The following is a 24,091-nucleotide window of genomic DNA, read 5'->3' as shown; positions in this document are numbered from 1 at the left end:
AAGCGACGGCGACACGCCGATCCGCACCGGCGTGTCACGCTCGCTTTCCCTGACCGCCCACCACCCGTACGGCGTGTCGCGCTCGTTTCCCCGGGCGGCCGGGGAAACGAGCTCCACCCGCCGTCCCCGAACTCGGACGGGTGTCAGAAGCCCAGCTTGCGCAGCTGGCGCGGGTCGCGCTGCCAGTCCTTCGCGACCTTGACGTGCAGGTCGAGGTAGACCGGCGTGCCGAGCAGCGCCTCGATCTGCTTGCGGGCGGTGGTGCCGATGGTCCGCAGCCGCGAGCCCTTGGGGCCGATGATGATGCCCTTCTGGGAGTCGCGCTCGACGTAGACGTTCGCGTGGATGTCGACCAGCGGCTTGTCCTCGGGCCGGTCCTCGCGCAGCCGCATCTCCTCGACCACCACCGCGACCGAGTGCGGGAGCTCGTCGCGCAGGCCGTCGAGCGCGGCCTCGCGGACCAGCTCGGCGACGAGGATCTCCTCGGGCGCGTCGGTCAGGTCGCCGTCGGGGTAGAGCTGCGGACCCTCCGGGAGCAGGCCCACCAGGAGATCCTGCAGCAGGGCGATCTGGTCGCCCTGCTTGGCCGAGACCGGGACGATCTCGGCCCACTCGACACCGATCTCGGCGCCCAGCGCCTGGATGTCCAGCAGGTGCTGGCCGATCTGCTCACCCGAGGCGAGGTCGGTCTTGGTCGCGACGGCGACCTTCTTGGTGCGCTTGATCTTCGCCATCTCGGTGGCGATGAACCGGTCGCCCGGGCCGATCCTCTCGTTGGCCGGGAAGCACACCGCGACCACGTCGACCTCGGCCAGCGTGGTCGTCACCAGGTCGTTGAGCCGCTCGCCGAGCAGCGTGCGCGGCCGGTGCAGGCCCGGGGTGTCGACGAGGATCAGCTGGGCGTCGTCGCGGTGCACGATGCCGCGGACGACGGTGCGCGTGGTCTGCGGCTTGTCGGAGGTGATCACGACCTTCTGGCCGACCAGCGCGTTGGTCAGCGTCGACTTGCCGGCGTTGGGCCGCCCGACGAAGGAGACGAAGCCACTGCGGTGCTCGCTCATGGGGTGGTCACGGCTCCCTCGCCTCGTCGTACTCGGCCCAGATCTGCTCGTCGCTCTTGCCCGCCGCCTTGCCCGCCCGCCAGATCGGGCCCGGGTCGACCGCCCGCGGCTGCCGCCGCTCGACGCCGCGCCAGTAGCCCATCACGTCGTACGCCGTGCTCGGCAGCCTGCGCTCGCGCATCAGGTGCTTGCGGATCGCGCGCATCTGCGCGGACTCCCCCGCCATCCAGAAGTAGCCGTCGCCGACCGGCCAGTCGATGCCCTCGACCACCTCGGCCAGGCGGCTCCGGCCCGCCCCGGGCGGCTCCAGCCAGGTGACGTCGGCATCGGCGGGGAGGTAGTCCGGCAGCCGGTCGGGGATCTCGGCCCAGATCCGGGTCGGCACGTCGACGGACTCGGCGATCCGCGCCATCGCGGGCATCGCCGTCAGGTCGCCGACCAACAGCAGCCAGGCGGCGCTCGGCGCCATCAGGAAGGAGCCCTTGGGGTCGGTGATCGCCACTGTCTGTCCCACGACGTCGAGCTGTGCCCACTCGGTGACCAGCCCGACCTCGTGCACGACGACGTCGAGCACCAGCTCGGTGCCGTCCCACGAGCGCACGGTGTAGTAGCGGCTCTGGAACTGCTCGGGCACGATCAGCCCGACCCACTCGTCCGGGATGCCGGTGCTCGTGAACCCCGCGAGCCCCGCGCCGCCGAGCGTCAGCCGCACCAGATGGTCGGACAGCTGCTCGCGACGCAGCACCTGCGCGACGTACTGCTGGGCCCTCGTGCTCACCCGACAACCGTATCGGGGCTCAGAACGTGTGGCGGAGGGGATACCCGCTGGCGCCGTTGGCGTCGGTCTTGGTGGCGAGCACGTGGTGGAGCTGGATCTCGTTGCGCTCGAACGCCAGCCGGGAGCCGGCCATGTAGAGCCCCCAGACCCGGGCGGTGCCGATGCCGACCTCGTCGACGCAGGCGTCCCAGTTCTCCTGGAGGTTGTGGCACCAGCCGGCGAGCGTCTTGGCGTAGTGGACCCGGATGTTCTCGTGGTGCTGCACCTCGAGCCCGGCGTTCTCGGCCTCCGACACGATCGTGCCGGAGCCGATCAGCTCGCCGTCGGGGAAGACGTACCGGTCGATGAACGCCCCGGTGCTCGTCGGCTTGTTGTGCTGCCGGGTGATGCAGTGGTTGAGCAGCCGACCCTGGGGCCTGAGGTGGTCGCGGATCCAGGAGAAGTAGGACGGGTAGTTCTTCACCCCGATGTGCTCGGTGAGGCCGATGGAGGAGATCGCGTCGAAGCCGGACTCCTCGACGTGGCGGTAGTCCATGTGGCGCACCTCGGCGAGGTGGTCGAGCCCCTCCTCCTTGATCCGCTGCTGGGCCCACGACGCCTGCTCGCGCGAGAGCGTGACGCCGATCGCCCGGACGCCGTACTCGCGAGCGGCGTGGCGCACCATGCCGCCCCAACCGCAGCCGAGGTCGAGCAGCCGCTGGCCGGGCTGCAGATCGAGCTTGCGGGCGACGAGGTCGTACTTGGTGTGCTGCGCCTCCTCCAGCGTCGCCTCCTCCGTCGGGAAGATCGCGCAGGTGTAGGTCATCGACGGGCCGAGCACGTACTCGTAGAACGCGTTGGACACGTCGTAGTGGTGGTGGATCGCCTCGGCGTCACGGTGCTCGGAGTGACGCAGGCCCTCGAGCACTCGGCGCCAGCGCGGGGTCGACTCCTGCGGCGGCGGAGGCGGTGGCTTGAGGCTCGACAGCCCGATCGCCCGCAGCAGCGTGACCAGCTCGGAGGGCGAGGGCCGCCGGAGCTTGAGCCCTTTCTGCAGCAGCCGCATCGCCTCGTAGGGGTCGCCCGGGTGCACGCCCTCGAGCTCGAGGTCGCCGGTGATGTACGCGCGCGCCAGGCCCAGGTCACCGGGGGCGGTGACGAGGTAGGCGAGCCCGCGCTCGGTGCGCAGGTGGAACTTGAACGGCGCGTCCTCGGGGCCGGTCGCGCTGCCGTCGTACGCCGTGAAGCGCAACGGCAGCGGCTCGATCAACAGCGAGTCGAAGGCCTCGGCGATCGTCATGGTGGTCAACGTCTCTTCACCGCCTTGTCGTACAGGGTGGTCAATCGGTCCTGCGGGTCGTAGCGACCCTTCACGGCGGCGAGGTGCGCGCCGTCGTAGAGCTGGTCGAAGGTCTCGCGGTCGTAGAACGCCTCGCTGTAGAGCGACTTGTGTCCGTCGAGCTCGTGCACCTTCGTCTCGATCGCGCGGTTGCGCGGCGCGTCCACGGCCTCGGGGCCGACGTGCACGGTGCCCCAGAAGCCGACGTTGACGTAGAGCCGGTCCGGCTCCAGCGGGTAGGTCGGCCAGTCGCGCTCGGCCTTGCAGGGGCACAGCCAGACCGGCCGCATGCCGACCTCGGCGTCGAACCAGTCGAGGAACTCCGGCAGCCGCTCGACCGGCACCTCGATGTCCTGGATCACCCGCTCGCGCAACGGGCGGCCGGCCCGCCGGTCGAGGCGGTCGGCGACGTCGAAGCGGCGGTCGAGGGCGATCAGCTTGTGGTAGACGTCCGAGCGCCGCCAGCGCTTGGGCCACAGCCGCCGGACCTTCGGGTTCTGGACGCCGAAGGCACCGGAGCACCAGAACCAGTCGGTGTCCCAGCGCCACAGGTAGTCGTAGATCGTGAGCAGGTCCGTCTCGCGCTGCTGCAGGGACCGGTAGTAGACGTCCATCCCGGTGTAGTCGCTGGTCGGCCCGGGCTGCTCCTGCCAGGTGGCGAGCGTCAGGTAGTACTCACCGGGCCCGAAGGCGACGCCGTCGAGGCCGTCGACGCGGGTGCCGTCGTACGCCGCGGTCTCGGCCACCTCGCGGATCGTCTTCGCCAGCAGGTCCGCGTCGTCGAAGCGGACGTGCCGCAGCGCGACGTAGCCGGGGACCTGCTCCAGCCGGATCTTCAGCCGCGTGGCGTAGCCCAGCGAGCCGTAGGAGTTGGGGAAGGTGTCGAACAGGTCGCTGTGCTCGCCATCGGGGCCGGGTCGGCAGGTGACCACCTCGCCGGCACCGGTGAAGACGTCCATCTCCACCACCGACTCGTGCGGCAGGCCGTTGCGGAAGCTGGTCGACTCGATGCCGAGGCCGGTCACCGCACCGCCGAGGGTGATCGTGCGCAGCTGCGGGACGACGCACGGGATCAGGCCGTGCGGCAGGGTCGCGTCGACCAGGTCTTCGTAGGTGCACATCCCCTGCACGTCGGCGGTCCGCGCCGCCGGGTCGACGGCGATCACGCCGTCGAGGCCGGACACGTCGAGTCCGGGCGACGTGGTCGCGGCACGGGGCCGGAACAGGTTCGACGTCTTCTTCGCCAGCCGCACCGGCGAACCCGGAGGGAGGGCTTCGTACGACGAGCGCAATCGCTCGACTGCTCTCTCGTGTGCTCCCCAGCCGCGCAGACTCACAGTCGGAGAACTTACTCCTCTCCGGGGCCTCGTGGGTCCGGGGGCGAGCAGCCGAGCGTCGTGGAGCTACGTGCTGAGCGTGGCGGCGATCGTGCCCCGAGCGTCGCCACGATGGACCACGACGCCGGCGCCGCCGAGGTCGCGGAGGGCGTCGAGATCGGCGGGAGCGACGGTGGCGGCGGCGCCGAGCACGACCGCCGCCTCCAGGCCCGACGAGCCGGACGACACCGCCATCGCCACGCAGACGCCGAGGGCCGAGACGTGGAGCGAGGGCAGGTCGACGGTGGCGGCGGCGTACGTGCGACCGTCGCTGTCGCGGACTGCCGCGCCCTCCGCCGCGCCGGTGCGCGCCCGGGTCGCGCGAGCGAGCGTCACGAGCTTCCTGTCCTCTGCCGTCAGCTGGTCACTCATCGCGGACCTGCTCCTCCTCGTCCTCGTGTGCGACCCGGGCGATCCGCACGGTGCCGATCCGGTTGCGGCGGCCGGTGACCGCCTCCGCCTCGAAGCGCAGCCCGTGGGCCTCGACCACCGACCCCGGGATCGGCACCCGGCCGAGGTGCTTGGCCATCAGGCCGCCGACGCTGTCGACGTCCTCCTCCTCGACGTCGAAGCCGAAGAGCTCGTCGAGGTCGTCGATCGGGTAGCGCGACGAGACCCGCACGGTGCCGTCGTCGGCGGTCTCGACCTCGACCTGCTCGGCGTCGTACTCGTCGGTGATCTCGCCGACGATCTCCTCGAGGATGTCCTCGATGGTGACCAGGCCGGCGGTGCCGCCGTACTCGTCGACGACGACCGCGACGTGCTGGCGCATCGCCTGCATCTCCGAGAGCAGTGCGTCGACCGGCTTGGAGTCGGGCACGAAGTGCGCCGGCCGCATCACCTCGTCGATGCGCTGGGTGAACTCGACGTCGGGCGCCTCGAAGTCGCGCCGCACGATGTCCTTGAGGTAGGCGAAGCCGACCACCTCGTCGAGGTTCTCGCCGATCACCGGGAGGCGGGAGAAGCCGCTGCGCAGGAAGAGGGAGAGCGTCTGTCGCAGGTTCTTGTGGCGCTCGATGTAGACGACGTCGGTGCGCGGCACCATCACCTCGCGGGCGATGGTGTCGCCGAGCTCGAGCACGTCGTGGATCATCTTGCGCTCGCCGGACTCGATCAGCGAGGACGCCTCGGCGAGGTCGACCAGCTCGCGCAGCTCGGTCTCGGTGGCGAACGGACCCTCGCGGAAGCCCTTGCCCGGCGTCAGCGCGTTGCCGACCAGGATCAGCAGCCGTGGCAGCGGTCCGAGCACCGCGGTGACGAACGACAGGGGCGCGGCCGAGGCCAGTGCGACCCGCTCGGCGTGCTGGCGGCCGACGGTGCGCGGCGCGACGCCGATCGCGACGAACGAGACGACCAGCATCGCGGCGATCGTGGTGAGCACGGCCGGCCACCACGCGCCGTCCCAGATCTCGTCGACCTGGAGGGTGACCAGCACGATCGCGGCGATCTCGCAGAGCAGCCGCAGGAACAGCGCGGTGTTGAGGTAGCGGGGCGGGTCCTCGAGCAGCGCGACCAGCCGCTTGGCACCGGGGCGGTTGTCGGAGAGCAGCTCGTCGGCCCGGGCGCGCGAGAACGACGCGAGCGCGGCGTCGGCTGCGGAGAACAGCCCCGCGAGCACGACGAGGGCGGCCGCGGCGACCAGCAGCCAGACGTCGGTGGGATCCATCGCGGTCAGTGAGCGGCGCTCGACGCGCGCCAGGCGGTGAGGAGCTGGTCCTGGAGACCGAACATCTCCCGGTGCTCCTCGGGCTCGGCGTGGTCGTAGCCGAGCAGGTGCAGGATGCCGTGCACGGTCAGCAGCTCGATCTCGGCCTCGGTGCCGTGGCCCGCCGTCTCACCCTGGCGGGCGGCGACGTCGGGGCACAGCACCAGGTCGCCGAGCACGCCCTCCTCGGGATCCTCGTTGACCAGGCCGGGCCGCAGCTCGTCCATCGGGAAGGCCAGCACGTCGGTCGGACCCTGCTTCTCCATCCACTGCTCGTTGAGCTCGGCGATGGTGGGCTCGTCGACGGCCTTGATGCACAGCTCGGCCTGCGGATGCACGCGCATCCGGTCCATGACGAAGCGACTGAGCCCGGCCAGCCGCTGCACGTCCAGGTCGCGGCCGGACTCGTTGAGGATCTCGATGCTCATGTCGGGCTCAGGAGGTCGCGTGGGGCTTGGCACGTCGCAGGTCCACGCGCGCGTCGTGCTCGTCATAGGCCGCGACGATCTTGCCGACCAGCTTGTGGCGGACGACGTCGTGGCTGGTGAGCCGGTTGAACGAGATGTCCTCGACCTCGTCGAGGATCTCCTCCACCGCCCGCAGGCCGGACTTCTGCCCGCCGGGCAGGTCGGTCTGGGTGACGTCGCCGGTGACCACGATCTTGGAGCCGAACCCGAGCCGGGTCAGGAACATCTTCATCTGCTCGGGCGTGGTGTTCTGTGCCTCGTCGAGGATGATGAACGAGTCGTTGAGCGAACGGCCGCGGAGGAAGGCCAGCGGCGCCACCTCGATCGTGCCGGCGGCCAGCAGCTTGGGGATGGTCTCGGGGTCGAGCATGTCGTGCAGCGCGTCGTACAGCGGACGCAGGTAGGGGTCGATCTTCTCGGTGAGCGTGCCCGGGAGGAAGCCGAGCTTCTCCCCCGCCTCGACCGCCGGCCGGCTGAGGATGATCCGGTTGACCTGCTTCGACTGGAGCGCCTGCACGCCCTTGGCGACGGCGAGGTAGGTCTTGCCGGTGCCGGCCGGGCCGATGCCGAAGGTGATCGTGTGCTTGTCGATCGAGTCGACGTAACGCTTCTGGTTGAGCGTCTTGGGCCGGATCGAGCGGCCCCGGTTGCTGAGGATGTTCAGGCTCAGCACGTCGGCCGGGCGCTCGGTCGTCTCGGCGCGCAGCATCGCCAGGACGCGCTCGACGGTCTCGCCGGTGACGCCCTGACCGGTGCGGATGATCGCCACCAGCTCGTCGAGGAGCCGCTCGGCGAGGGCCACCTCGCCCGGCTCGCCGTCGAGCGTGATCCGGTTGCCCCGGACATGGACCTGCGCGTCGAAGGAGCGCTCGATCAGGCCGAGGTGCTCGTCACCGGGGCCGAGCAGGCTGACCATGTTGATGCTGTTGGGGACCACGACGGTGTGCTTGGTGGTGTGCCTGGTCGTCTGCGTTTCAGTCATGAGGCCCGGACGGGCTGCCCTCTCGGTCGGCGTACGTACCCCACCATGCTACGGGAGCGGCGTCGCGCGGCCCAGCGAGTTGCGCGTACCGTGGCCGCATGAGGGAGGGCGAGGTCGAGGACCTCTTCGCGGAAGATCCCGAGCCCGACGACCCGGACGCGCCGCCGTACTGGTTCGCCGGCCAGCACCTGCCATCCGACGCCCGCGCGATGGGCCTGAGCCACCACGTGCCGGAGGGCGCGATCATCGACTTCGCCGGCCGCCTCGACGCCGGCAACCGCCGGCACCGGATCGTGGCCTGGGGCCTGCTGGTCCTCTTCGGGCTGCCGGTCGTGCTCGCGGTGCTGCGGGTGCTGTACGCGTTCTAGCACCACTACTCATTCGGCGACCCGTCAGCAGGAGCAAGCAGCGTGAAGGTATCGACGACCTTCTCCCCCTCCTGGTCGTACACCTTCAGCACCACGGACTCGCCGGAGCGTCTCCCCGCCTCCTCCGGGCTGTCCGGTGTCGGCCCGGCCAGATCCTCCTTGAGGACGTAGCCGCCGACACCGTGATCACCGGCGACCGCGACCAGGTCGGGGCTCTCCGCGAGCGTCTCCGCCTCTGCGTCCGACCCGTAAGTCTGCCCGTGGGAGTTCTTCGGGAAGTCCCGTGTTGCGAGCTTCTGCCCGACGAACGGATCCGACTTGAGCTCCATCCCCGATCGAGAGGCTGAGGGCGCGTCCGATGGCGCCGCCGACGACGAGGAGCCAGCGACCACGAAGTAGGAGACGACGCCCGTCGGAACCGCGACGGCCAGCGCGGCGGTCGCACCGACGACCAGATTCTTGATCATGTCCACGAGACCTCCTTCTGAACGAACGTCAGTCAGTACGAGTTGAAGACCACTGTCTTGTACGTCTGGAGCGTGTCGTACCCCGAAGGAATCCAGGTACGAGTCTGCCCGCGGCTGTAGATGAAGGCCCGGCATGGATGGACGTACCAGACGGTCCACGCATGCGTCGCCACGTCGTTGTAGACCCACGTACCGGCCGCACAGAGCGCGTCGCTCTGGAAGTACGCTCGGGCCCGAGCACCCATCCTGTTGATCGGCGCGTCCCCCGTCACCCGTCGCACGGTCGACCCGACGAACTCGGTCGGATCCAAGTCATCGCTGCGAATCGCTCCAGCGCGGTTCTGGTAGTTGACCCCGTTCGAAGTGAAGTCTTTCCACGCCGAGTACCACGTGTCCGCGTACGCGGCTGGCGCCAAGATTCCCACGACAGCGCCGACAATCGACCCGACCACCGCGCTGCGACGAAGCGAATTCCGCATGCCCATGCCCTCCGAGAACACGTTCTAGCTCGTGAGGCACGATGCCAATACCCGGCGCGATCGACCATGGTCATTTCGGGCTATTCCAGTTTCCCTTGAGTCGACAGTTCGAGGGCGCGCTCGAGGACAAGGCTCGCATCCCACTCGAGCAGCCCGGTTCGGTTCTGAGGGCGCTGCGTCGCCACCTATCGCTCGCGTCGGTGGCTACCGCTCGTCGTCGAACGCCACCTGCAGTGTGCCGAGGCACATCTCGTCGGTGCTGCCCTCGGCCCAGATCACGTAGCGCTCCTCCTGGCCCGCGAACGCCGGGAGCCGGTCGCGCAGCCACTGCTGGTGCGTGCAGGTGACCCGGACCCGGTCGAGCGCGTCGAGGTGCAGCGGCTCCCGCAGTGGCACCGTGCCCTGGTTGTCGAAGTCCCAGATCGGGATGTCCAGGATCGTCCTGGCCTCGGGGGTGCCGGGGTCGGCCTCGATCGTGATCGTGCGGCCGAGCAGATGCATGTGGCCGGCGACGCCGAGGACCGTCATGCCGCGCGGGAGCGTGCGGGTGCACGACGTCGTACGAGACGGCGACACGTCGGTGCCACACAGCAGGTGCAGCAGGCTGTTGGTGTTCCCCGCCGCGCCGAAGCGCTTCATCACGTCGGCGACCGCGGCGTCGCGGTCGCAGAGCGGCCCGTCGTCGTGCCCGGACCGGCACGGAAGCTCGACCGGCGCGGGCATCAGGAAGGTGTGCAGCGGCGTCAGGTCGGCGCCGGCCCTCATCCAGCGCAGCTGGGTGCTGGAGGCATCGGGCTCCGCACCCGACAGCAGGTTGTAGTGGACCTGCATGATGATCCGGGAGCCGGCCTCGAGGCGGACGCCGTAGCCGTCGCGGGTCCTGGTCTCGTCGCCGCCGGGCGCCCACGCGGCCAGCCAGGAGGCGTCGTCGAGATTCGCGAAGTCGCCCCGGAGGCCCGAGCCGCCGAAGCAGGTCCAGCCCTCCTCGGAGGTCCGGGCGTCCAGGTCCTCGGCCTCGGCCACCTGCTCGGGAGCGACCCGGAACAGGATCACGTGGTGCACCACCCGCGGGTTGCCCGGCGCGACGTGGCTGCCGGTGAGCCAGACGTCCTTGTCGAGTCCGGGGTCGAGCAGGAAGCAGCGGTAGTCGTCGGTGCCCGTGCCGGTCGGGGCCGACGGGGTGTACGCGGTCGGCATCGTCAGCGTCATCCGCCGCTCGCCGTCGCGCAGCGGCAGCAGCTTGCCGGCGGGTAGCGCGGCGAGCTGGTCGGCCTCGACCTCCGGCGGGTCCGGCGGGACGAGGATGTCGGTGGGCGACCCCGTGCGGCGGTCGGCGCCCTCCTCCACGCAGGCCGCCAGCGACATGGCGAGCGCGAGCAGCAGCGCCGCGGCCGCCGCCCGCCGGATCATCCCGGCGGCCAGGTCATCGGGCGCCCGGCCAGCAGGTGCAGGTGGGCGTGGAAGACGGTCTGTCCGACCCCGGCCCCGGTGTTGAACACCAGCCGGTAGTCATCATGCCCCTCGTCCGCCGCGATCGCGGCGGCCGTCGTGACCAGGTCGGCGGACGCGGCCGCATCGCCGGCGGCGAGCTCGGCGGCGTTGGCGAAGTGCACCTTCGGCACCACCAGCACGTGGGTCGGCGCCTGCGGGTTGATGTCGCGGAACGCCACGGTGTGCTCGGTGGTGCGCACGATGTCGCCCGGGATCTCCCCGGCCACGATCTTGCAGAACAGGCAGTCGTCCACTGGTCCTCCACGGGATCTGATGGCGTGAGCGTAAACCGATCGGTGCCCACGAGCGTCCCATTACCGTGACGACCGTGACGGACCGGCCGCCCGATTCACCGGCGAGCCGACAGGCGAGCCGGCAGCCGACCTGGACCGCCGACCAGGCGCTGGAGCAGCTGTACGCCGCGCACTGGCGCTCGCTGGTGCGGCTCTCGGTGCTGCTCGTGCGCGACCAGGGCGTCGCGGAGGAGGTCGTGCAGGACGCCTTCGTGGCCGTGCACGGCCGATGGGGCCGGCTGCGCGATCCCGGGCGGGCGCTCGCCTACCTGCGCCAGACCGTCGTCAACCGGTCCCGCTCGGCGCTGCGGCACCGGGCCGTCGTGGAGCGACACGCCGCGCGTCGTACGCCGCCACCGGAGGAGCCCGGCGCCGACCAGGCCGCGCTGGTCTCCGACCGCCGCGCGGCCGTGCTCGACGCACTCCGGGCGCTCCCCCAGCGGCAGCGCGAGGTGCTCGCGCTGCGCTACTACCTCGACCTCTCGGAGGCCGAGATCTCCGACACCCTCGGCATCAGCCGGGGCGCGGTGAAGAGCCACGCCTCACGGGGCGCGGCCACCCTCCGGACCCTCCTCGAGGAGCAGCTGTGAACGACCTCCACGACCTCTTCGAGGACGCCGTCGCCGACGTCGAGCCCGCCGACCGGCTCGACGCGATCCGCTGTCGTACGTCGAGCCCGGCCCAGGCGGCGCGGCCCTGGTTCCGCGCCGCGGCGCTGACCGTGGTCGGCACCGCGGCCACGGTCACCCTGGTCGCCGCACTCGGCAGCGGGCCGCAGCCGACCGGGCCGGCCGAGCACGGCGGACACGAGGAGGCGGGTCACGCCGACCGGCCCGCCGAGGACGACGCGGCGACGATGCTGGTGCCGGCGTACTTCGTCGGCGCCTCGCCGAACGGGCCGCGGCTGTACCGCGAGTTCGACCGGGTGCCGGCCGGCGATCCGCTCCAGGGCGCCCTCGAGCGGATCCAGGAGCCGCCCAGCGACCCGGACTATCGCACCCTCTGGGCCGTGGGCACCGGGGCGGGCCTCGCCCTGGAGAGCGCGACGCTCCGAGACACCACGATCGACGTCGAGCTCGGCCCGATCGACCTCGACCAGGCCGCGCCCGAGCTCGCGGTGCAGCAGGTCGTCTACACGCTGCAGGCCGCCGCGGGCCGGCAGCTGCCGGTGCGATTCCTCTCGAACGGCAGGCCGAGCGGCAGCCCGGTCGACGCCGCTCGCCAGGACGAGGTGCTGAACCCGGTCAGCATCAGCGATCCCGCGGAGGGCAACACCTACGCCGGGTCGTTCATCGCTCGTGGGCGGGTCGGGGCGGGTGAGCGCACGGTGGAGTGGAGCATCCTCGACGGCCCCGACGCGCAGTCCGCCGTCGCGCGCGGGCTCGCGACGATCGACGCCGGAGGAGGCGGTTTCGCCCCGTGGACGGCCGAGGTCGACCTGTCCGGCCTCGCCCCCGGCACCTACGTCTTCAGCGTGTCGACGGCGGACGTGCGCCTCTCCGCCTACGGCCCCACGTTCACCGACACGCGCACGATCAGCGTCCGATAACCCCAGGAGACGACGAAAATGGTCACCATGACTTCCCCGCGTACCCGGCTCGCCGCCGCCCTGTCCCTTCCCGCACTCGCGCTCGCCGCGCTGACCGCCTGCGGCGACGACGACGGGGACCCGAAGCCCGCCGGCGGCACCGCCACCGAGGGGACCGCCGAGCCCAGCGGCTCGGGCGAGCCGTCCGAGCCCGCCTCGGAGACCCCGGAGGCGGCGACGGTGCCGGTCTACTTCGTGGGCGACACCCCGCAGGGGCCGCGGCTCTACCGGGAGTTCCGCCAGGTCGAGTCCGACGACCCGGCCCTCGCGGCACTCGCGCTGATGACCTCCGGGGACGCCCTCGACCCCGACTACGACACGCTCTACCCCGGCGGCAGCTTCGCCAGCGTCGAGATCGGCGACGACATGATCACGGTCGGCCTGCCCGACGAGTCGTGGACGACGGCCCCCGAGGGCATGTCGGAGGCGGAGGCCCGGCTGGCGGCCCAGCAGATGGTCTACACGCTCCAGGGCGTCGCGCAGGAGCGGCTCCCGGTGTCGATCACCCTCGACGGCGCCCCGGCCGACCTCTTCGGGCTGGCCGGCGAGGTCGGCAACGACCCCGAGATCGACGTACGCGCGCTGGTGAACATCACGACGCCCGCCGAGGGCGCGACGGTGAGCGGCACCTTCACCGCCGACGGCGTCTCGAGCTCCTTCGAGGCCACGACGCCGTGGGAGATCCGCAAGGGCGGGGCCGACGGCAAGGTCGTCGCGAAGGGCTTCGCCACCGCGGAGGGCTGGATGGACAAGCTCTACCCCTGGCAGACCGACGTCGACGTGTCCGACCTGGCACCCGGCGACTACACGTTCGTCGCGCTCACCGACGACCCGTCGGGGGGTGAGGGCGGCGGCCCGATGGTCGACACGAAGTCGATCACCGTCCAGTGAGGCTGACGCGGCAGCGGCTCAATCGCACGCTGCTGCGCCGCCAGCACCTGCTCGAGCGCACCAGCCTCCCGAGCGAGGCGGTCGCCGACCACCTGGTCGGCCTCCAGGGGCAGGAGACGCTGCCGCCGTACCTCTCGCTGGCCGCGCGGGTCGCCGACTTCGACCCGTACGCCGTCTCGCGCGGTCTCGACGACGGCAGCTGGGTGCGCCTCGGGTCCCTGCGGGGCACGATCCACCTGCACACGGGTGCCGACGCACTCGCCACCCGCCCGTGGCTGCAGCCCGCCCTGGAGAAGCAGATGCGCGGCCGCGTGCCGGCCGCCCACGAGGAGGTCGCGACCGTCGTGCACGACCTGCTCGCCGACGGCACGGTCGAGCACCGGGAGCTCGGCGGGCAGCTGGCCGCGCGGCTGCCCGGACGGCCGGCGGACCTGACCGTCGTCGCGCGCACCATCGTCCCGCTCGTGCAGCTGCCGCCCCGCGGGGCGTGGCGCGGCAGCGGGGGCATCGTCTGGGACCTGCTGGAGCGGCGCACCGGAGGCGTCCTCGCCACACCCGATCCGAAGGAGGTCGTCCGCCGCTACCTGCGGGCGTTCGGCCCGGCGACGGCGGCCGACCTCAGCGTGTGGTCGACCGTGACCGGGCTGCGGCCGGTGCTGACCCGGATGACCGATCTGGTACGGCACGAGGACGAGGACGGCAAGGTGCTGTTCGACGTCCCGGACGGCGTGATCGAGGACGAGGACACCCCCGCGCCGGTGCGGCTGCTCGGCACCTACGACAACGTCTGGCTCGCCCACGCCGCCCGCGATCGGGTCACCGAGGCCGGCACGCGCGGCAACTGGATGGGCGCCAACGGCGGCGTGGCCAACACCGTGTTCGTCGACGGCTGGCTGGCGGGACTGTGGCGGATCGAGGACGACCGGGTGCGGATCGTCGACCTCTTCCGCGACCTCACCCCTGCCGAGCGGGCCGAGCTCGACGACGAGATCACCCGGATCGAGGGACTGCTGGCGCGGTGAGGTGGCGGGGCGCCACCCGGCGGTGCGCCAGCAACCGATCCCACCGGCCAAACGGTGCCCAGCTCACCGCCACCCGGCACACCCATACCGGCGCACCCTCACCCCCAGCGCGACGTGCGGGACAGGATCGCGGCGACGGCGGCGACGCCGGCGGTCGACGTACGCAGCACCTCGGCGCCGAGCCGCACGGATGCGGCTCCGGCGGCGACGAACGCCGCGACCTCGTCGTCGGTGAGCCCGCCCTCGGGCCCGACGACCACGACGATCCGGCCGGACGACGGCACCGACACCGCGGCGAAGGAGGTGGTCGCCGCCTCGTGCAGGACCACGGCGAGGTCGGCGTCGCGCAGCAGGGCCGCCACGTCGTCGGTCGACGCCGGCTCCGCGACCTCGGGGAACCATGCGCGCCGGGCCTGCTTGGCGGCCTCGCGAGCGGTGGCGCGCCACCTCGCGAGCGACTTCGCGGCCCGCTCGCCCTTCCAGACGGCCACGCTGCGCGCGGCCGCCCAGGGCACCACCCGGGCGACGCCGATCTCGGTGAGCACCTCGACGGCGAGCTCGCCCCGGTCACCCTTGGGGATCGCCTGGACGACCACGACCTCGGGGGTCGCCGGGTCCTGCGCCGTCACGGTCTCGACCTCGAGCGTGAAGACCCGCTTGCCGGTCGAGCCGACCGCGCCCCGCGCGGCTCTGCCCGCGCCGTCGGTGAGCACGACCTGCTCCCCGACCCGCAGCCGGCGCACCGCGACCGCGTGGTGGGCCTCATCGCCGTCGACGGTCACGACGTCGCCGACGGCGACGCCCGCCAGCGTCGGGACGAGGTGGACGGGGAGCGACATGGGGCTCAGTGCGTGTTGAAGGCGTCGCGGAGCCGGCCGAAGACCGACTTGCCGCTCGGCTGCGCCTGGCCCGACGGCTTCTCCTCGTCGCGGATCGCGGCCAGCTCGCGCAGCAGCTCCTCCTGGCGCGGGTCGAGGCGGGTCGGCGTCTCGACGACCACGGTGACGACCAGGTCGCCGCGTCCGCCGCGCAGGCCCGGTACGCCGCGGCCGCGGAGCACCTGCTCGGCGCCCGACTGGGTGCCGGGCCGGACGTCGAGGTCGATGCTGGTCTCGACGTCGGTCCGCGGCTCCTCGCCGTCGACCACGTCGGCCTCGAGCGTGGGCAGCGTGACCGTGGTGCCGAGCGCGGCGGCGGTCATCGGCAGCGTGACGGTCGTGTGCAGGTCGTTGCCGTGCCGGGTGAAGACGTCGTGCGGGGCGACGTGGATCTCGACGTACAGGTCGCCGGCGGGTCCGCCGCCCGGGCCGACCTCGCCCTCGCCCGAGAGCTGGACCCGCGTGCCCGTGTCGACGCCCGCCGGGATCTTGATCGTCAGCGTGCGGCGGGAGCGGACCCGGCCGTCGCCGGAGCACTCCCGGCAGGGGTCGGGGATGATCGTGCCGAAGCCGCGGCAGGCCGCGCACGGGCGCAGCGTGCGGATCTCGCCGAGGAACGAGCGCTGCACGTGGGCGACCTCGCCGGCACCGTGACAGGTCTCGCACGGCACCGCGTGGGTGCCGGGGGCGGCGCCCTCGCCATGGCAGGTGGAGCACATCACCGCGGTGTCGACCTTGAGCTCGCGCGAGACGCCGAACGCGGCCTCGGCGAGATCGACCTCGAGCCGGATCAGCGCATCCTGGCCGCGCCGCTGCCGCGAGCGCGGGCCCCGGCCGCCGCCGGCGGAGGCGCCGCCGAAGAACGCGTCCATGATGTCGGTGAACGAGAAGCCGGCGCCCTGCCCGAAGCCGGCGGCACCGCCGAAGGGGTCGCCGCCGCGGTCGTACGCCGCGCGCTTCTGCGGGTCGGACAGCACCTCGTAGGCGCGCGAGATCTCCTTGAACCTCTCCTGCGCGTCCGGGTCGGGGTTGACGTCGGGGTGGTACTTGCGCGCGAGTCGGCGGTAGGCCTTCTTGACGGCGTCGGCGTCCGCGTCGCGATCGACGCCGAGGAGCTCGTACAGGTCCTGGCTCAAGTGGGTTCCTTCGTGGTCGTACTGGCTCTGCTGATTCCCGGGCTGTTCCCGTCGGAGGTTCAGGCCTCGTCGAGGATCCGCGAGACGTAGCGGGCGACGGCCCGCACCGCCGCCATGCTGCCGGGATAGTCCATGCGGGTGGGGCCGACGATGCCGAGGCGGGCGAACGCCTCCTCGCCGGGTCCGTAGCCCGCCGCGACGACGCTGGTCGAGGCGAGCTCCTGGTAGGGGCCCTCGTGGCCGATGCGCACCGTGATCGGCTCGCCGGTCGTCGCCTCGCCGAGGAGCTTGAGCAGCACGACGTGCTCCTCGAGCGCCTCGAGCAGGGGCCGGACCGCCGAGTCGAAGCTGTCGCCGTACCGGGCGAGGTTGGCCGCGCCGCCGACCGCGATCCGCTCGTCGGAGCGGTGGTCGGACATCGCCTCGGAGAGCGCGTCGATCACGGCCAGCGTGGCCGGCGGCGCCAGCGCCTCCTCCGCGACGAGCGCGCCCAGCGCGGTGACGGCGTCCGCGATGACCTGCCCGATCGCCGCCTGGCCGATCACCGCGCGCAGCTCGACCAGCGCCTCGTCGTCGAGGTCGGCGGCGAGCTCGACGATGCGCTGCTCGACCCGACCGGTGCTGAGGATCAGCACCACCAGCAGGCGGTTGGGCGCCAGCGCGACCAGCTCGACATGTCGCACGGTGGAGCGCGAGAGCGTCGGGTACTGCACGATCGCGACCTGACGGGTCAGCTGCGAGAGCAGTCGCACCGAGCGCTGGACGACATCGTCGAGGTCGACGGCCCCGTCGAGGAGGGAGGCGATCGCCCGCCGCTCGGCCGCGCTCATCGGCTTGACGGTGGTGAGCCGGTCGACGAAGAGCCGGTAGCCCTTGTCGGTCGGCACCCGGCCCGCGCTGGTGTGCGGCTGGGCGATGTAGCCCTCGTCCTCGAGCGCCGCCATGTCGTTGCGGACCGTGGCCGGCGAGACGCCGAGCCCGTGCCGCTCGACGAGGGACTTGGACCCGACCGGCTCCTCGGTGGCGACGTAGTCCTCGACGATCGCACGAAGCACGGCCAGCCTGCGCTCCTCCTGCACTGCCCGCCTCCTCTTGGCACTCACCCCGCCGGAGTGCCAAGAGTACCCGTCGCCCGGCGGCACCACATCGTGGAAGCGCCCGTGCGACCTCCTCCGGCAATCAAATAGGTTAGGCTTACCTAAGTTATTCCCGTCCGGACGGAGCAACGGTGACCACGACCGAACAGCCCAGCTCAGACCTCGACCCTCGGCTGGTCGCGAACGACGCCCGCAGCATCCTCGCCTGTCCGGGCTCGGTCAGCCTGGTGATCGAGGGCGAGGAGCACGCCGTGGGCGAGGACGAGCAGCTCGGCCTCACCGACCACCGGGGTACGCCGACCTTCCTGTGCCTGGCCGACTCACCGGTCGCCCGCGCGGCGGCGACGCAGCGCAGCGCGCTGCTCACCCTGACCAGTGGTCTCGGCCCGCGCGGCGGATCCGAGCGCGGCGACTCGCTCACGCTCGCCGGCCGTCTCACCCGGTCCGGGTTCGAGCGCTGCGAGTGCTGCGACGAGATGCGCCACATGGTCTCCCTCGACCTGAACTTCGTGCTGCTGGCCCGCCCGGACCGGCACCTGCGGGTGCCGCTCGACGACTTCCGCAGCCGCGAGCACCACCTCAACCGCGGCCACCTCCAGCGCTCGGTCGAGCACGCCAACGACTGCCACCAGGAGGAGCTGCGCCGCTCGGTGGCGCTCGGCACGAACACCCGCCCCGGCGACCTGGTCGGGGTGCGGATCGCCCGCCTCTCCCCCTCCGAGGTGACGCTCCAGTGGGTGGACGTCACCGGGTCGCACCAGCGCTCCGTCGCCTTCCCGCGCCGCGCCCGCGACCTCGCGGAGCTCGGCGAGATGCTCCGTCGCGGGCTGCACGCCGGCATCTGCTGATCCCGCGGCACCGGGCCCGCCTACCCTGGCGGGATGGGCTTCACCGAGATCGCCGACCGGGTCTGGGTCGCGCGCTACGACTGGTTCGACGTCAACGTCACGCTCGTCGGCGGTGACCGCGGGCTGCTCGTCGTCGACACGCACGCCTCCGAGCCGGCCGCCCGGGGCGTCGTCGACGACGTACGCCGCCTGGCCGCCGGGCTGCCGGCACCGGGCGTGGTCGGCGTCGTGAACACCCACGAGCACTTCGACCACACCTTCGGCAACGGGGTGTTCCGGCACGAGTACGGCGACATCCCGATCCACGCGCACGAGGTGGCCGCCGAGCGGACGCTGCCCGCCGGCGAGCGGATCAAGACGCTCTACGACACCGAGCCCCACGACCCGCACCGCGACGAGGTGCAGCGCACCACGATCGTGCCGGCCGACCACACGTTCTCCTCCGCGGTCGCGCTCGACCTCGGCGACCGGATGGTCGAGCTCGTGCACCCCGGTCGCGGCCACACCGGCGGCGACCTCGTGGTGCGGGTGCCCGACGCCGACGTCGTGCTGGCCGGCGACCTGGTCGAGGAGTCCGCCGCCCGCAACGGCGTGCCCGGGTTCGGCGCGGACTGCTACCCGATGGACTGGCCGCTCAGCCTCGACATCGTGCTCGGCCTGACCGGCGCCGCGACGGTGATCGTGCCCGGGCACGGCGCCCCGGTCGACCGGGAGTTCGTCGAGGAGCAGCGCAACGCGATCGGCGTGGTGGCCGAGACGATCCGCGACCTGGCGACCCGCGGCGTACCCGTCGACCAGGCGCTCGACGCCGCGCAGTGGCCCTACCCGCGCGAGGAGCTCGAGCACGCCGTACGCCGCGGGTACGAGCAGCTGCCCCGCAGCCAGCGGCGGTTGCCGCTGGTGTGAGCGGGTACGTCCCGGTCATGCGCAACCACGACTCCCACCACGACTCCCACGACGAGAGCGAGCACGAGCCGGCGACCGGCATCACCGACGACGACCTGCCCGAGGAGCTGCGGCCGACCGAGGACAACCCGCTGGCGAAGCCGCTCGACGAGGACGAGGCGAAGTCGCCCGAGGAGCTGGACATGCACGGCGGCAAGACCCCGGAGAGTGACGAACCCGACGCGGACTCCGAGGAGGGCTGACGGCGCGCCCCCTCAGGGATGTCGGCGCGGCCACCTAGCGTGTCCTCGGTGACCTCCCGCGACCGCTACGGAACCGACGTCCTGGCCTCCGACTGGCGAGCCCCGAAGCGGGGCCGCGCCGTCGAGGCGGCTGCCGAGCCGGGCGCGGTGGTCGAGGAGGTGACCACCGACTGGGTCGGCGAGATCGTGGCCGTCGATCGCGACCTGCACACCGTGACGCTGGAGGACCGGCGCGGCAAGCGACGCACGTTCCCGCTCGGGCCGGGCTTCCTGTTGGAGGGCCGGCCGGTGATCCTCACCGCTCCGGTGCGCCGGTCCGCGCCCGCGCGGCCGACGCGCACGGCGTCCGGCTCGGTCGCCGTCCACGACGCGAAGGCGCGGGTGGCCCGGGCCAGTCGGATCTTCGTCGAGGGCCGCCACGACGCCGAGCTCGTCGAGAAGGTCTGGGGTGACGACCTGCGCATCGAGGGCGTCGCGGTGGAGTACCTCGGCGGCGTCGACGACCTCGCGGCCGAGCTGCGCGACTTCCGTCCCGGCCCCGAGCGCCGGGTCGGCGTGCTCGTCGACCACCTGGTGCCGGGCTCGAAGGAGAGCCGGATCGCGCAGGGCATCGCGAAGTCCCCGATCGGCCAGCACGTGCTGATCGTCGGGCACCCCTACATCGACGTCTGGGCGGCCGTGAAGCCCGACCGGCTCGGCCTCCAGCGCTGGCCCGACGTGCCCCGCCACATCGAGTGGAAGAAGGGTGTGTGCCAGCAGCTCGGCTGGCCGCACCGCGACCAGGCCGACATCGCCCGCGCGTGGCAGCAGATCCTCGGCCGGGTCTCGTCGTACCAGGACCTCGACCCGGCCCTGCTCGGCCGCGTCGAGGAGCTCATCGACTTCGTCACCGCCAGCTCGGACTGAGCCTGCGAAGGACGAGCGTCAGGCGGTGAGGTTGAGGGGCTCGGCTCAGACCGAGCCTGCGAGGGCTGAGCGAGCCGTCTCGAAACCCAGTCGTCAGCTCGGACTGAGCCTGCGAAGGACGAGCGTCAGTTGCGCAGTGGCAGCCCGTTCGCGTCCTTGCTGTCGGTCGCGAGGATGACGATGCCGTCGATGAACGGCCACAGCGCACCAAGGCCGCAGGTCAGCACGGTGACGACGAGCTGCCAGACGCCGGTCTTGGTGTCGCCGATGTAGAAGCGGCCGATGCCCAGCGGGATCAGGATCTGGAGCAGGCCGGCCACGAGCTTCTGCTTGTCGGAGTACGGCAGCCCGGTCCCGGGGTGCACGCCGTACGGCGCCTGCGGGCTCGCGCCGTACGGGTAGCCCGGCTGCGGGTAGCCCTGCTGTGGCGGCGGGGGCGGAGGCGGCACCTGTCCGTAGGGCGGCGGTGTCGGCTGGTCCTGGTCGTCGGGCCCCTGGGTCATGGCCTCACCCTACGGCTGACGGGCCGGGATCAGGGCAGCAGATCGCGGACCAGCGCGTCGGCGAGCAGCCGGCCCTCGCGGGTCGGCACCAGCCGCTCCGCGTGCCTGGTCAGCAGGCCCTCGTCGATCAGGCGTGCCACGGCGGCGCGTCCGGTCGCGTCGAGCACGCTCACCGGCAGCCCGTCGCGCAGGCGCAGCTCGAGCAGCACCCGCTCGACCCGGCGGCTCTCCTGGTCGAGGACCTCGCGGGCGTGGGCGGGCGTGACCCCGCGGGCGATGCGCTCGGCGTACGCCGCGGGGTGCTTGACGTTCCACCACCGCACGCCGCCGACGTGCGAGTGCGCTCCGGGGCCGACGCCCCACCAGTCGCCACCGGTCCAGTAGAGGAGGTTGTGCCGGCACCGGCTCGCGGACCCCCGGGCCCAGTTGGAGATCTCGTACCACTCCAGGCCGTCCGCGCCGAGTCGCTCGTCGACGAGGAGGTACTTGTCGGCGAGGTCGTCGTCGTCGGGCATCGGCAGCTCCCCCCGCTTGACCCGGCGGGCCAGAGCGGTGCCCTCCTCGACGATGAGGGAGTACGCCGACACGTGGTCGGGCCGGCAGGCGAGCGCCACCTCGATGCTGGTCTCCCAGTCGGCGAGCGACTCCCCCGGCGTGCCGTAGATCAGGTCGAGGCTGATGCTGCCGCCCTGGGCCGGCTCGAACCCGGCCTGCCGCGCCCAGTCGACGACGGCCGGCACGCGCAGCGGGTCGTGGGTGCGGTCGAGGACCTTCAGGACATGGTCGACCGCGGACTGCATGCCGAACGAGAGCCGGTTGAAGCCGGCGCCCCGCAGCGCCTCGAGGTCCCACAACGCGACGCTGTCGGGGTTGGACTCGGCGGTGATCTCCGCGCCCTCGGCGAGCCCGAACTCGCTCGCGATCGCGGCCACGATCGCGCCGAGGTCGGCCGGACTGAGCAGGGTCGGCGTGCCGCCGCCGAAGAAGATCGTGCCGACGGGCAGGTCGGCGTCGCCCAGCACCTGCCGGGCCCGGCGTACCTCCGCGATCGCCGCCTCGGCGTACGTCGCCCGGCTCGCGCCCGGCGCTCCGCCCGCCGGCCCGAGCTCCTCGGCGGTGTAGGTGTTGAAGTCGCAGTAGCCGCACCGCACCGTGCAGAACGGCACGTGCACGTAGAACCCGAACGGCCTCGTCCCCACCCCGGCCAGCGCCGACGCCGGCAGCGCCCCGTCCTCCGGAACCGGGTCGCCAGCGAGCAGGACGGACGGCATTGATCCATCCTCTCACCCGGCCTCCGGACTCGGGTCGTCCGCCTCTGGCGGGTGAATACCCCGGTCTCAGGCGGACGACCCAGGTCCTGTGGATGACCGACGACCCCCGACGCCGATCCGGTGCAAGGTCAGGGCATGTCCGATCGTCCTCCGCTGTGGTTGCCGGTCGCGGCTGCCCAGGACGGACTGCTCACCAGGCGACAGCTGCGCCGCCTGGGGCTGAGCAGCGACTACGTCGACACACAGCTGGACGCACGGCGCTGGCAGGAGGTGAGCAGCACCGTGCTCGGCACGACGACAGGCGTCCTCACGCGTCGGCAGCTGATGTGGGCCGGTGTCCTGCATGCCGGCGAGCGAAGTGCCCTCGGCGGGCTGACCGCACTGGAGCGACACGGGCTCGAGAGATGGCACCGCGACGAGATCACCGTGCTCGTCGAGAAGTCACACAACCTCGAACCCATCAAGGGGATCCACTTCGTCGAGACGCGCCGGCCGATCCCACTGCTGACCGCCTCCACGGCGTTGCCGACGTGGCGGGTCGAGCCGGCCGCGCTTCTCTGGGCCGGTTACGAGCCGGTCACGCGTTCGGCGTACGGACTGCTGTCGGCGTGCGTGCAACAAGGACTGACCACGGCGATCCGCCTCGACTCCTGGATCACTCGGATGCGTCCCCTGCGGCGAGCCAAGCCGTTTCGTCGACTCCTCGGTGAGCTGGCGGAGGGTACGCAGTCCGCGGCCGAGCGCGACGTGCTGACCATGTGTGACACGTTCCGACTGCCGCGGCCCGATCGGCAGAAGCGGCGGCGTGACTCGGGCGGCCGGCTTCGGTACACGGACGCCGAGTGGACGCTCGCCGACGGACGGGTCGTCGTGCTGGAGGTCGACGGCGGCTTCCACATGCACGTCGAGCACTGGAGCGCGGACATCGAGCGCGAGCGCCAGCTGATCGCGACGGGGCTGATCGTGATCAGGTGCAGCGCGATCGAGCTCCGAGAGCACCCCGAGCGCATCGTCCGCGACCTTCGAAGGCTCGGGGTGGTCGAGTCGTCCGCCTGACGCCGGCGCCCACACCCTCGAGAGGCGGACGACCCCGCTCACACCGGGACGTTGAGGGCGATCGTGTAGCCGTCGTCGACGGAGCCCGTGACGGTGGCCAGCTGGAGGGAGTGGCCGTCGGCGAAGACCATGTCGCCGTCCAGGCTGACCCGGGCGAGGTTGGCGACGGACTGCTCGTAGCCGGCGGTGGCGTAGACGGCCTCGCAGGCGTCCTGCGGCAGCGCGAGCTGGGAGGTGCGCAGCTTGTCGGTGTACGACGTGGCGTCGGCGAGCGATCGGTAGACCTCGAAGTGCAGGTGTGGCCAGCGCCCGTCGTAGCAGGCGGGGAAGATGCTGGTGAACTCCACGCGGCCGGAGGCGTCGGTCTCCTGGACGCCGCGCAGGTAGTTCTCGTCCTTGATCTCCTCGTCGTACATCGAGTAGCGGCCCTCGCGGTCGCAGTGCCAGAGGTAGACGGCGGCGCCGGACAGGGCGGTGACGTCCTCCCCGTTCAGGTCGTAGACCTTCAGCCGGATCGTCACCGGCACGCCCTCGGCGACGCCGGAGGCCGACCCGAACGACGTCGCCAGGTCGCTGCGCACGACGCCGGACTCGGTGAGCACGTTGACGCCGTTGGAGCCGTCACCGGGGTAGGGGCCGGCCGTCTCCTCGGGGATCTCCCCCTCGGCGACCTCGACCGACGACTCGGCGCCGGCTGCTCCAGGGCCGCCGGCCCCTCCCTGCCCCGGACCACCGGCCGGGGCCGAGCTACCGGACGTCGTCTCGGGGTCGTCCGTCCCGCAGCTCACGGCGAGCGCGGCGACACCCGCCGCGCCGAAGACCGCGAGCATGCCGCGGCGTCCCATCCGCTGGTTTCGCTCGATGATCCGCGGAAGATCGTGGGAGAGGCCGAGGTCGTGTTCTTCTCGCTCGTCGGTCATGGCCACATCCAACCCCCGGGACCTGTGCGGCTCCTGTGTCGA

General features: G+C 72.0%; 28 protein-coding genes. 10 read left to right on the top strand and 18 right to left on the bottom strand.

Features of this window, described 5'->3' with window-relative positions; translation table 11 throughout:
• Positions 1-143: 143 nt before the first annotated feature.
• From era to FHU40_RS18235, 8 genes are all read right to left on the bottom strand, one after another.
• Positions 144-1,061 (bottom strand): GTPase Era, encoded by a 918-nt coding sequence (gene era, locus FHU40_RS18270; RefSeq protein WP_183593641.1) that lies wholly within the window; start codon positions 1,059-1,061, stop codon positions 144-146.
• 7 nt (positions 1,062-1,068) lie between these two features.
• Entirely contained in the window at positions 1,069-1,839 is a 771-nt protein-coding gene (locus FHU40_RS18265; RefSeq protein ID WP_183593640.1) for an SIP domain-containing protein, read from the bottom strand.
• A 19-nt stretch (positions 1,840-1,858) separates the two neighbouring features.
• Positions 1,859-3,118 carry an SAM-dependent methyltransferase gene (locus FHU40_RS18260; protein ID WP_183593639.1) on the bottom strand — a complete coding sequence of 420 codons (1,260 nt, stop codon included), beginning with the start codon at positions 3,116-3,118 and terminating at the stop codon, positions 1,859-1,861.
• Between the two features lie 5 nt (positions 3,119-3,123).
• Entirely contained in the window at positions 3,124-4,410 is a 1,287-nt protein-coding gene (locus FHU40_RS18255) for an FAD-binding oxidoreductase (RefSeq protein WP_343057923.1), read from the bottom strand.
• Between the two features lie 150 nt (positions 4,411-4,560).
• Complete coding sequence (locus FHU40_RS18250; RefSeq protein ID WP_183593638.1) at positions 4,561-4,905, bottom strand: cytidine/deoxycytidylate deaminase family protein; 345 nt, start codon at positions 4,903-4,905, stop codon at positions 4,561-4,563.
• Complete coding sequence (locus FHU40_RS18245; RefSeq protein ID WP_183593637.1) at positions 4,898-6,199, bottom strand: hemolysin family protein; 1,302 nt, start codon at positions 6,197-6,199, stop codon at positions 4,898-4,900. The genes FHU40_RS18250 and FHU40_RS18245 overlap by 8 nt, the downstream gene beginning before the upstream one ends.
• A 5-nt stretch (positions 6,200-6,204) precedes the next feature.
• Positions 6,205-6,666: an rRNA maturation RNase YbeY gene (ybeY, locus tag FHU40_RS18240; protein WP_183593636.1), complete on the bottom strand. Its 462-nt coding sequence runs from the start codon at positions 6,664-6,666 to the stop codon at positions 6,205-6,207.
• Between the two features lie 7 nt (positions 6,667-6,673).
• Positions 6,674-7,687 (bottom strand): PhoH family protein, encoded by a 1,014-nt coding sequence (locus tag FHU40_RS18235; protein WP_183593635.1) that lies wholly within the window; start codon positions 7,685-7,687, stop codon positions 6,674-6,676.
• 98 nt (positions 7,688-7,785) lie between these two features.
• On the opposite strand from FHU40_RS18235, the gene FHU40_RS18230 reads away from it, so the two are divergent.
• Positions 7,786-8,055: a hypothetical protein gene (locus tag FHU40_RS18230; protein ID WP_183593634.1), complete on the top strand. Its 270-nt coding sequence runs from the start codon at positions 7,786-7,788 to the stop codon at positions 8,053-8,055.
• A gap of 5 nt (positions 8,056-8,060) precedes the next feature.
• On the opposite strand, the gene FHU40_RS18225 is transcribed toward FHU40_RS18230, so the two are convergent.
• The 4 genes from FHU40_RS18225 to FHU40_RS18210 form a co-directional block, all read right to left on the bottom strand.
• Positions 8,061-8,528 (bottom strand): hypothetical protein, encoded by a 468-nt coding sequence (locus FHU40_RS18225; protein WP_183593633.1) that lies wholly within the window; start codon positions 8,526-8,528, stop codon positions 8,061-8,063.
• Between the two features lie 26 nt (positions 8,529-8,554).
• The gene (locus FHU40_RS18220) at positions 8,555-9,022 is read right to left on the bottom strand and encodes a hypothetical protein (RefSeq protein WP_183593632.1); all 468 of its coding nucleotides are present in this window, start codon (positions 9,020-9,022) and stop codon (positions 8,555-8,557) included.
• Positions 9,023-9,205: 183 nt separating this feature from the next.
• Positions 9,206-10,411 carry a hypothetical protein gene (locus FHU40_RS18215; protein WP_183593631.1) on the bottom strand — a complete coding sequence of 402 codons (1,206 nt, stop codon included), beginning with the start codon at positions 10,409-10,411 and terminating at the stop codon, positions 9,206-9,208.
• Positions 10,408-10,746, bottom strand: a complete 339-nt coding sequence (locus tag FHU40_RS18210) for an HIT domain-containing protein (protein ID WP_183593630.1) — start codon at positions 10,744-10,746, stop codon at positions 10,408-10,410. The genes FHU40_RS18215 and FHU40_RS18210 overlap by 4 nt, the downstream gene beginning before the upstream one ends.
• A gap of 74 nt (positions 10,747-10,820) precedes the next feature.
• Here FHU40_RS18210 and FHU40_RS18205 point away from each other — a divergent pair, with 74 nt between their 5' ends.
• From FHU40_RS18205 to FHU40_RS18190, 4 genes are read left to right on the top strand one after another with little or no spacing between them, the layout of a single operon-like run.
• Complete coding sequence (locus FHU40_RS18205) at positions 10,821-11,375, top strand: SigE family RNA polymerase sigma factor (RefSeq protein WP_183593629.1); 555 nt, start codon at positions 10,821-10,823, stop codon at positions 11,373-11,375.
• Positions 11,372-12,334, top strand: coding sequence for a Gmad2 immunoglobulin-like domain-containing protein (locus FHU40_RS18200; RefSeq protein WP_183593628.1), 963 nt, complete (start codon positions 11,372-11,374; stop codon positions 12,332-12,334). The genes FHU40_RS18205 and FHU40_RS18200 overlap by 4 nt, the downstream gene beginning before the upstream one ends.
• A gap of 27 nt (positions 12,335-12,361) precedes the next feature.
• On the top strand, positions 12,362-13,264 hold the full coding sequence (locus FHU40_RS18195; RefSeq protein ID WP_183593627.1) for a Gmad2 immunoglobulin-like domain-containing protein: 903 nt from the start codon (positions 12,362-12,364) through the stop codon (positions 13,262-13,264).
• A complete protein-coding gene (locus FHU40_RS18190) occupies positions 13,261-14,286 on the top strand; it encodes a DNA glycosylase AlkZ-like family protein (RefSeq protein WP_183593626.1) in 1,026 nt (341 codons plus the stop codon). Before FHU40_RS18195 ends, FHU40_RS18190 begins: the two co-directional genes overlap by 4 nt.
• Before the next feature lie 98 nt (positions 14,287-14,384).
• On the opposite strand, the gene FHU40_RS18185 is transcribed toward FHU40_RS18190, so the two are convergent.
• The 3 genes from FHU40_RS18185 to hrcA are packed head-to-tail and all read right to left on the bottom strand — an operon-like array spanning position 14,385 to position 17,379.
• The gene (locus FHU40_RS18185) at positions 14,385-15,125 is read right to left on the bottom strand and encodes a 16S rRNA (uracil(1498)-N(3))-methyltransferase (RefSeq protein WP_183593625.1); all 741 of its coding nucleotides are present in this window, start codon (positions 15,123-15,125) and stop codon (positions 14,385-14,387) included.
• Positions 15,126-15,130: 5 nt separating this feature from the next.
• The gene (dnaJ, locus tag FHU40_RS18180; RefSeq protein ID WP_183593624.1) at positions 15,131-16,300 is read right to left on the bottom strand and encodes a molecular chaperone DnaJ; all 1,170 of its coding nucleotides are present in this window, start codon (positions 16,298-16,300) and stop codon (positions 15,131-15,133) included.
• A gap of 59 nt (positions 16,301-16,359) precedes the next feature.
• Positions 16,360-17,379: a heat-inducible transcriptional repressor HrcA gene (gene hrcA / locus FHU40_RS18175; RefSeq protein WP_183593623.1), complete on the bottom strand. Its 1,020-nt coding sequence runs from the start codon at positions 17,377-17,379 to the stop codon at positions 16,360-16,362.
• Positions 17,380-17,528: 149 nt separating this feature from the next.
• On the opposite strand from hrcA, the gene FHU40_RS18170 reads away from it, so the two are divergent.
• From FHU40_RS18170 to FHU40_RS18155, 4 genes are read left to right on the top strand one after another with little or no spacing between them, the layout of a single operon-like run.
• Positions 17,529-18,245: a hypothetical protein gene (locus FHU40_RS18170; protein ID WP_183593622.1), complete on the top strand. Its 717-nt coding sequence runs from the start codon at positions 17,529-17,531 to the stop codon at positions 18,243-18,245.
• A gap of 33 nt (positions 18,246-18,278) precedes the next feature.
• On the top strand, positions 18,279-19,151 hold the full coding sequence (locus FHU40_RS18165; protein ID WP_183593621.1) for an MBL fold metallo-hydrolase: 873 nt from the start codon (positions 18,279-18,281) through the stop codon (positions 19,149-19,151).
• Between the two features lie 17 nt (positions 19,152-19,168).
• Complete coding sequence (locus tag FHU40_RS18160; protein WP_183593620.1) at positions 19,169-19,393, top strand: hypothetical protein; 225 nt, start codon at positions 19,169-19,171, stop codon at positions 19,391-19,393.
• An 18-nt stretch (positions 19,394-19,411) separates the two neighbouring features.
• Positions 19,412-20,299 carry a DUF3097 domain-containing protein gene (locus FHU40_RS18155; RefSeq protein WP_183593619.1) on the top strand — a complete coding sequence of 296 codons (888 nt, stop codon included), beginning with the start codon at positions 19,412-19,414 and terminating at the stop codon, positions 20,297-20,299.
• Between the two features lie 125 nt (positions 20,300-20,424).
• Here the strand turns inward: FHU40_RS18155 and FHU40_RS18150 are convergent, their stop codons facing one another.
• Positions 20,425-20,802 carry a TM2 domain-containing protein gene (locus FHU40_RS18150; protein WP_183593618.1) on the bottom strand — a complete coding sequence of 126 codons (378 nt, stop codon included), beginning with the start codon at positions 20,800-20,802 and terminating at the stop codon, positions 20,425-20,427.
• Positions 20,803-20,831: 29 nt separating this feature from the next.
• Positions 20,832-22,073, bottom strand: coding sequence for a radical SAM family heme chaperone HemW (gene hemW / locus FHU40_RS18145; protein ID WP_183593617.1), 1,242 nt, complete (start codon positions 22,071-22,073; stop codon positions 20,832-20,834).
• Positions 22,074-22,208: 135 nt separating this feature from the next.
• Between hemW and FHU40_RS18140 the strand changes: the two genes are divergently transcribed.
• Positions 22,209-23,129 (top strand): hypothetical protein, encoded by a 921-nt coding sequence (locus tag FHU40_RS18140; RefSeq protein ID WP_183593616.1) that lies wholly within the window; start codon positions 22,209-22,211, stop codon positions 23,127-23,129.
• A gap of 38 nt (positions 23,130-23,167) precedes the next feature.
• Here the strand turns inward: FHU40_RS18140 and FHU40_RS18135 are convergent, their stop codons facing one another.
• On the bottom strand, positions 23,168-24,049 hold the full coding sequence (locus FHU40_RS18135; protein WP_183593615.1) for a dioxygenase family protein: 882 nt from the start codon (positions 24,047-24,049) through the stop codon (positions 23,168-23,170).
• Between the last annotated feature and the right edge of the window lie 42 nt (positions 24,050-24,091).

This window comes from Nocardioides soli (genome assembly GCF_014191495.1).
GTDB classification, from domain to species: domain Bacteria; phylum Actinomycetota; class Actinomycetes; order Propionibacteriales; family Nocardioidaceae; genus Nocardioides; species Nocardioides soli.
Note: the sequence above shows the minus strand (reverse complement) of the source record. Positions and strands in the feature narration are given on the sequence as shown.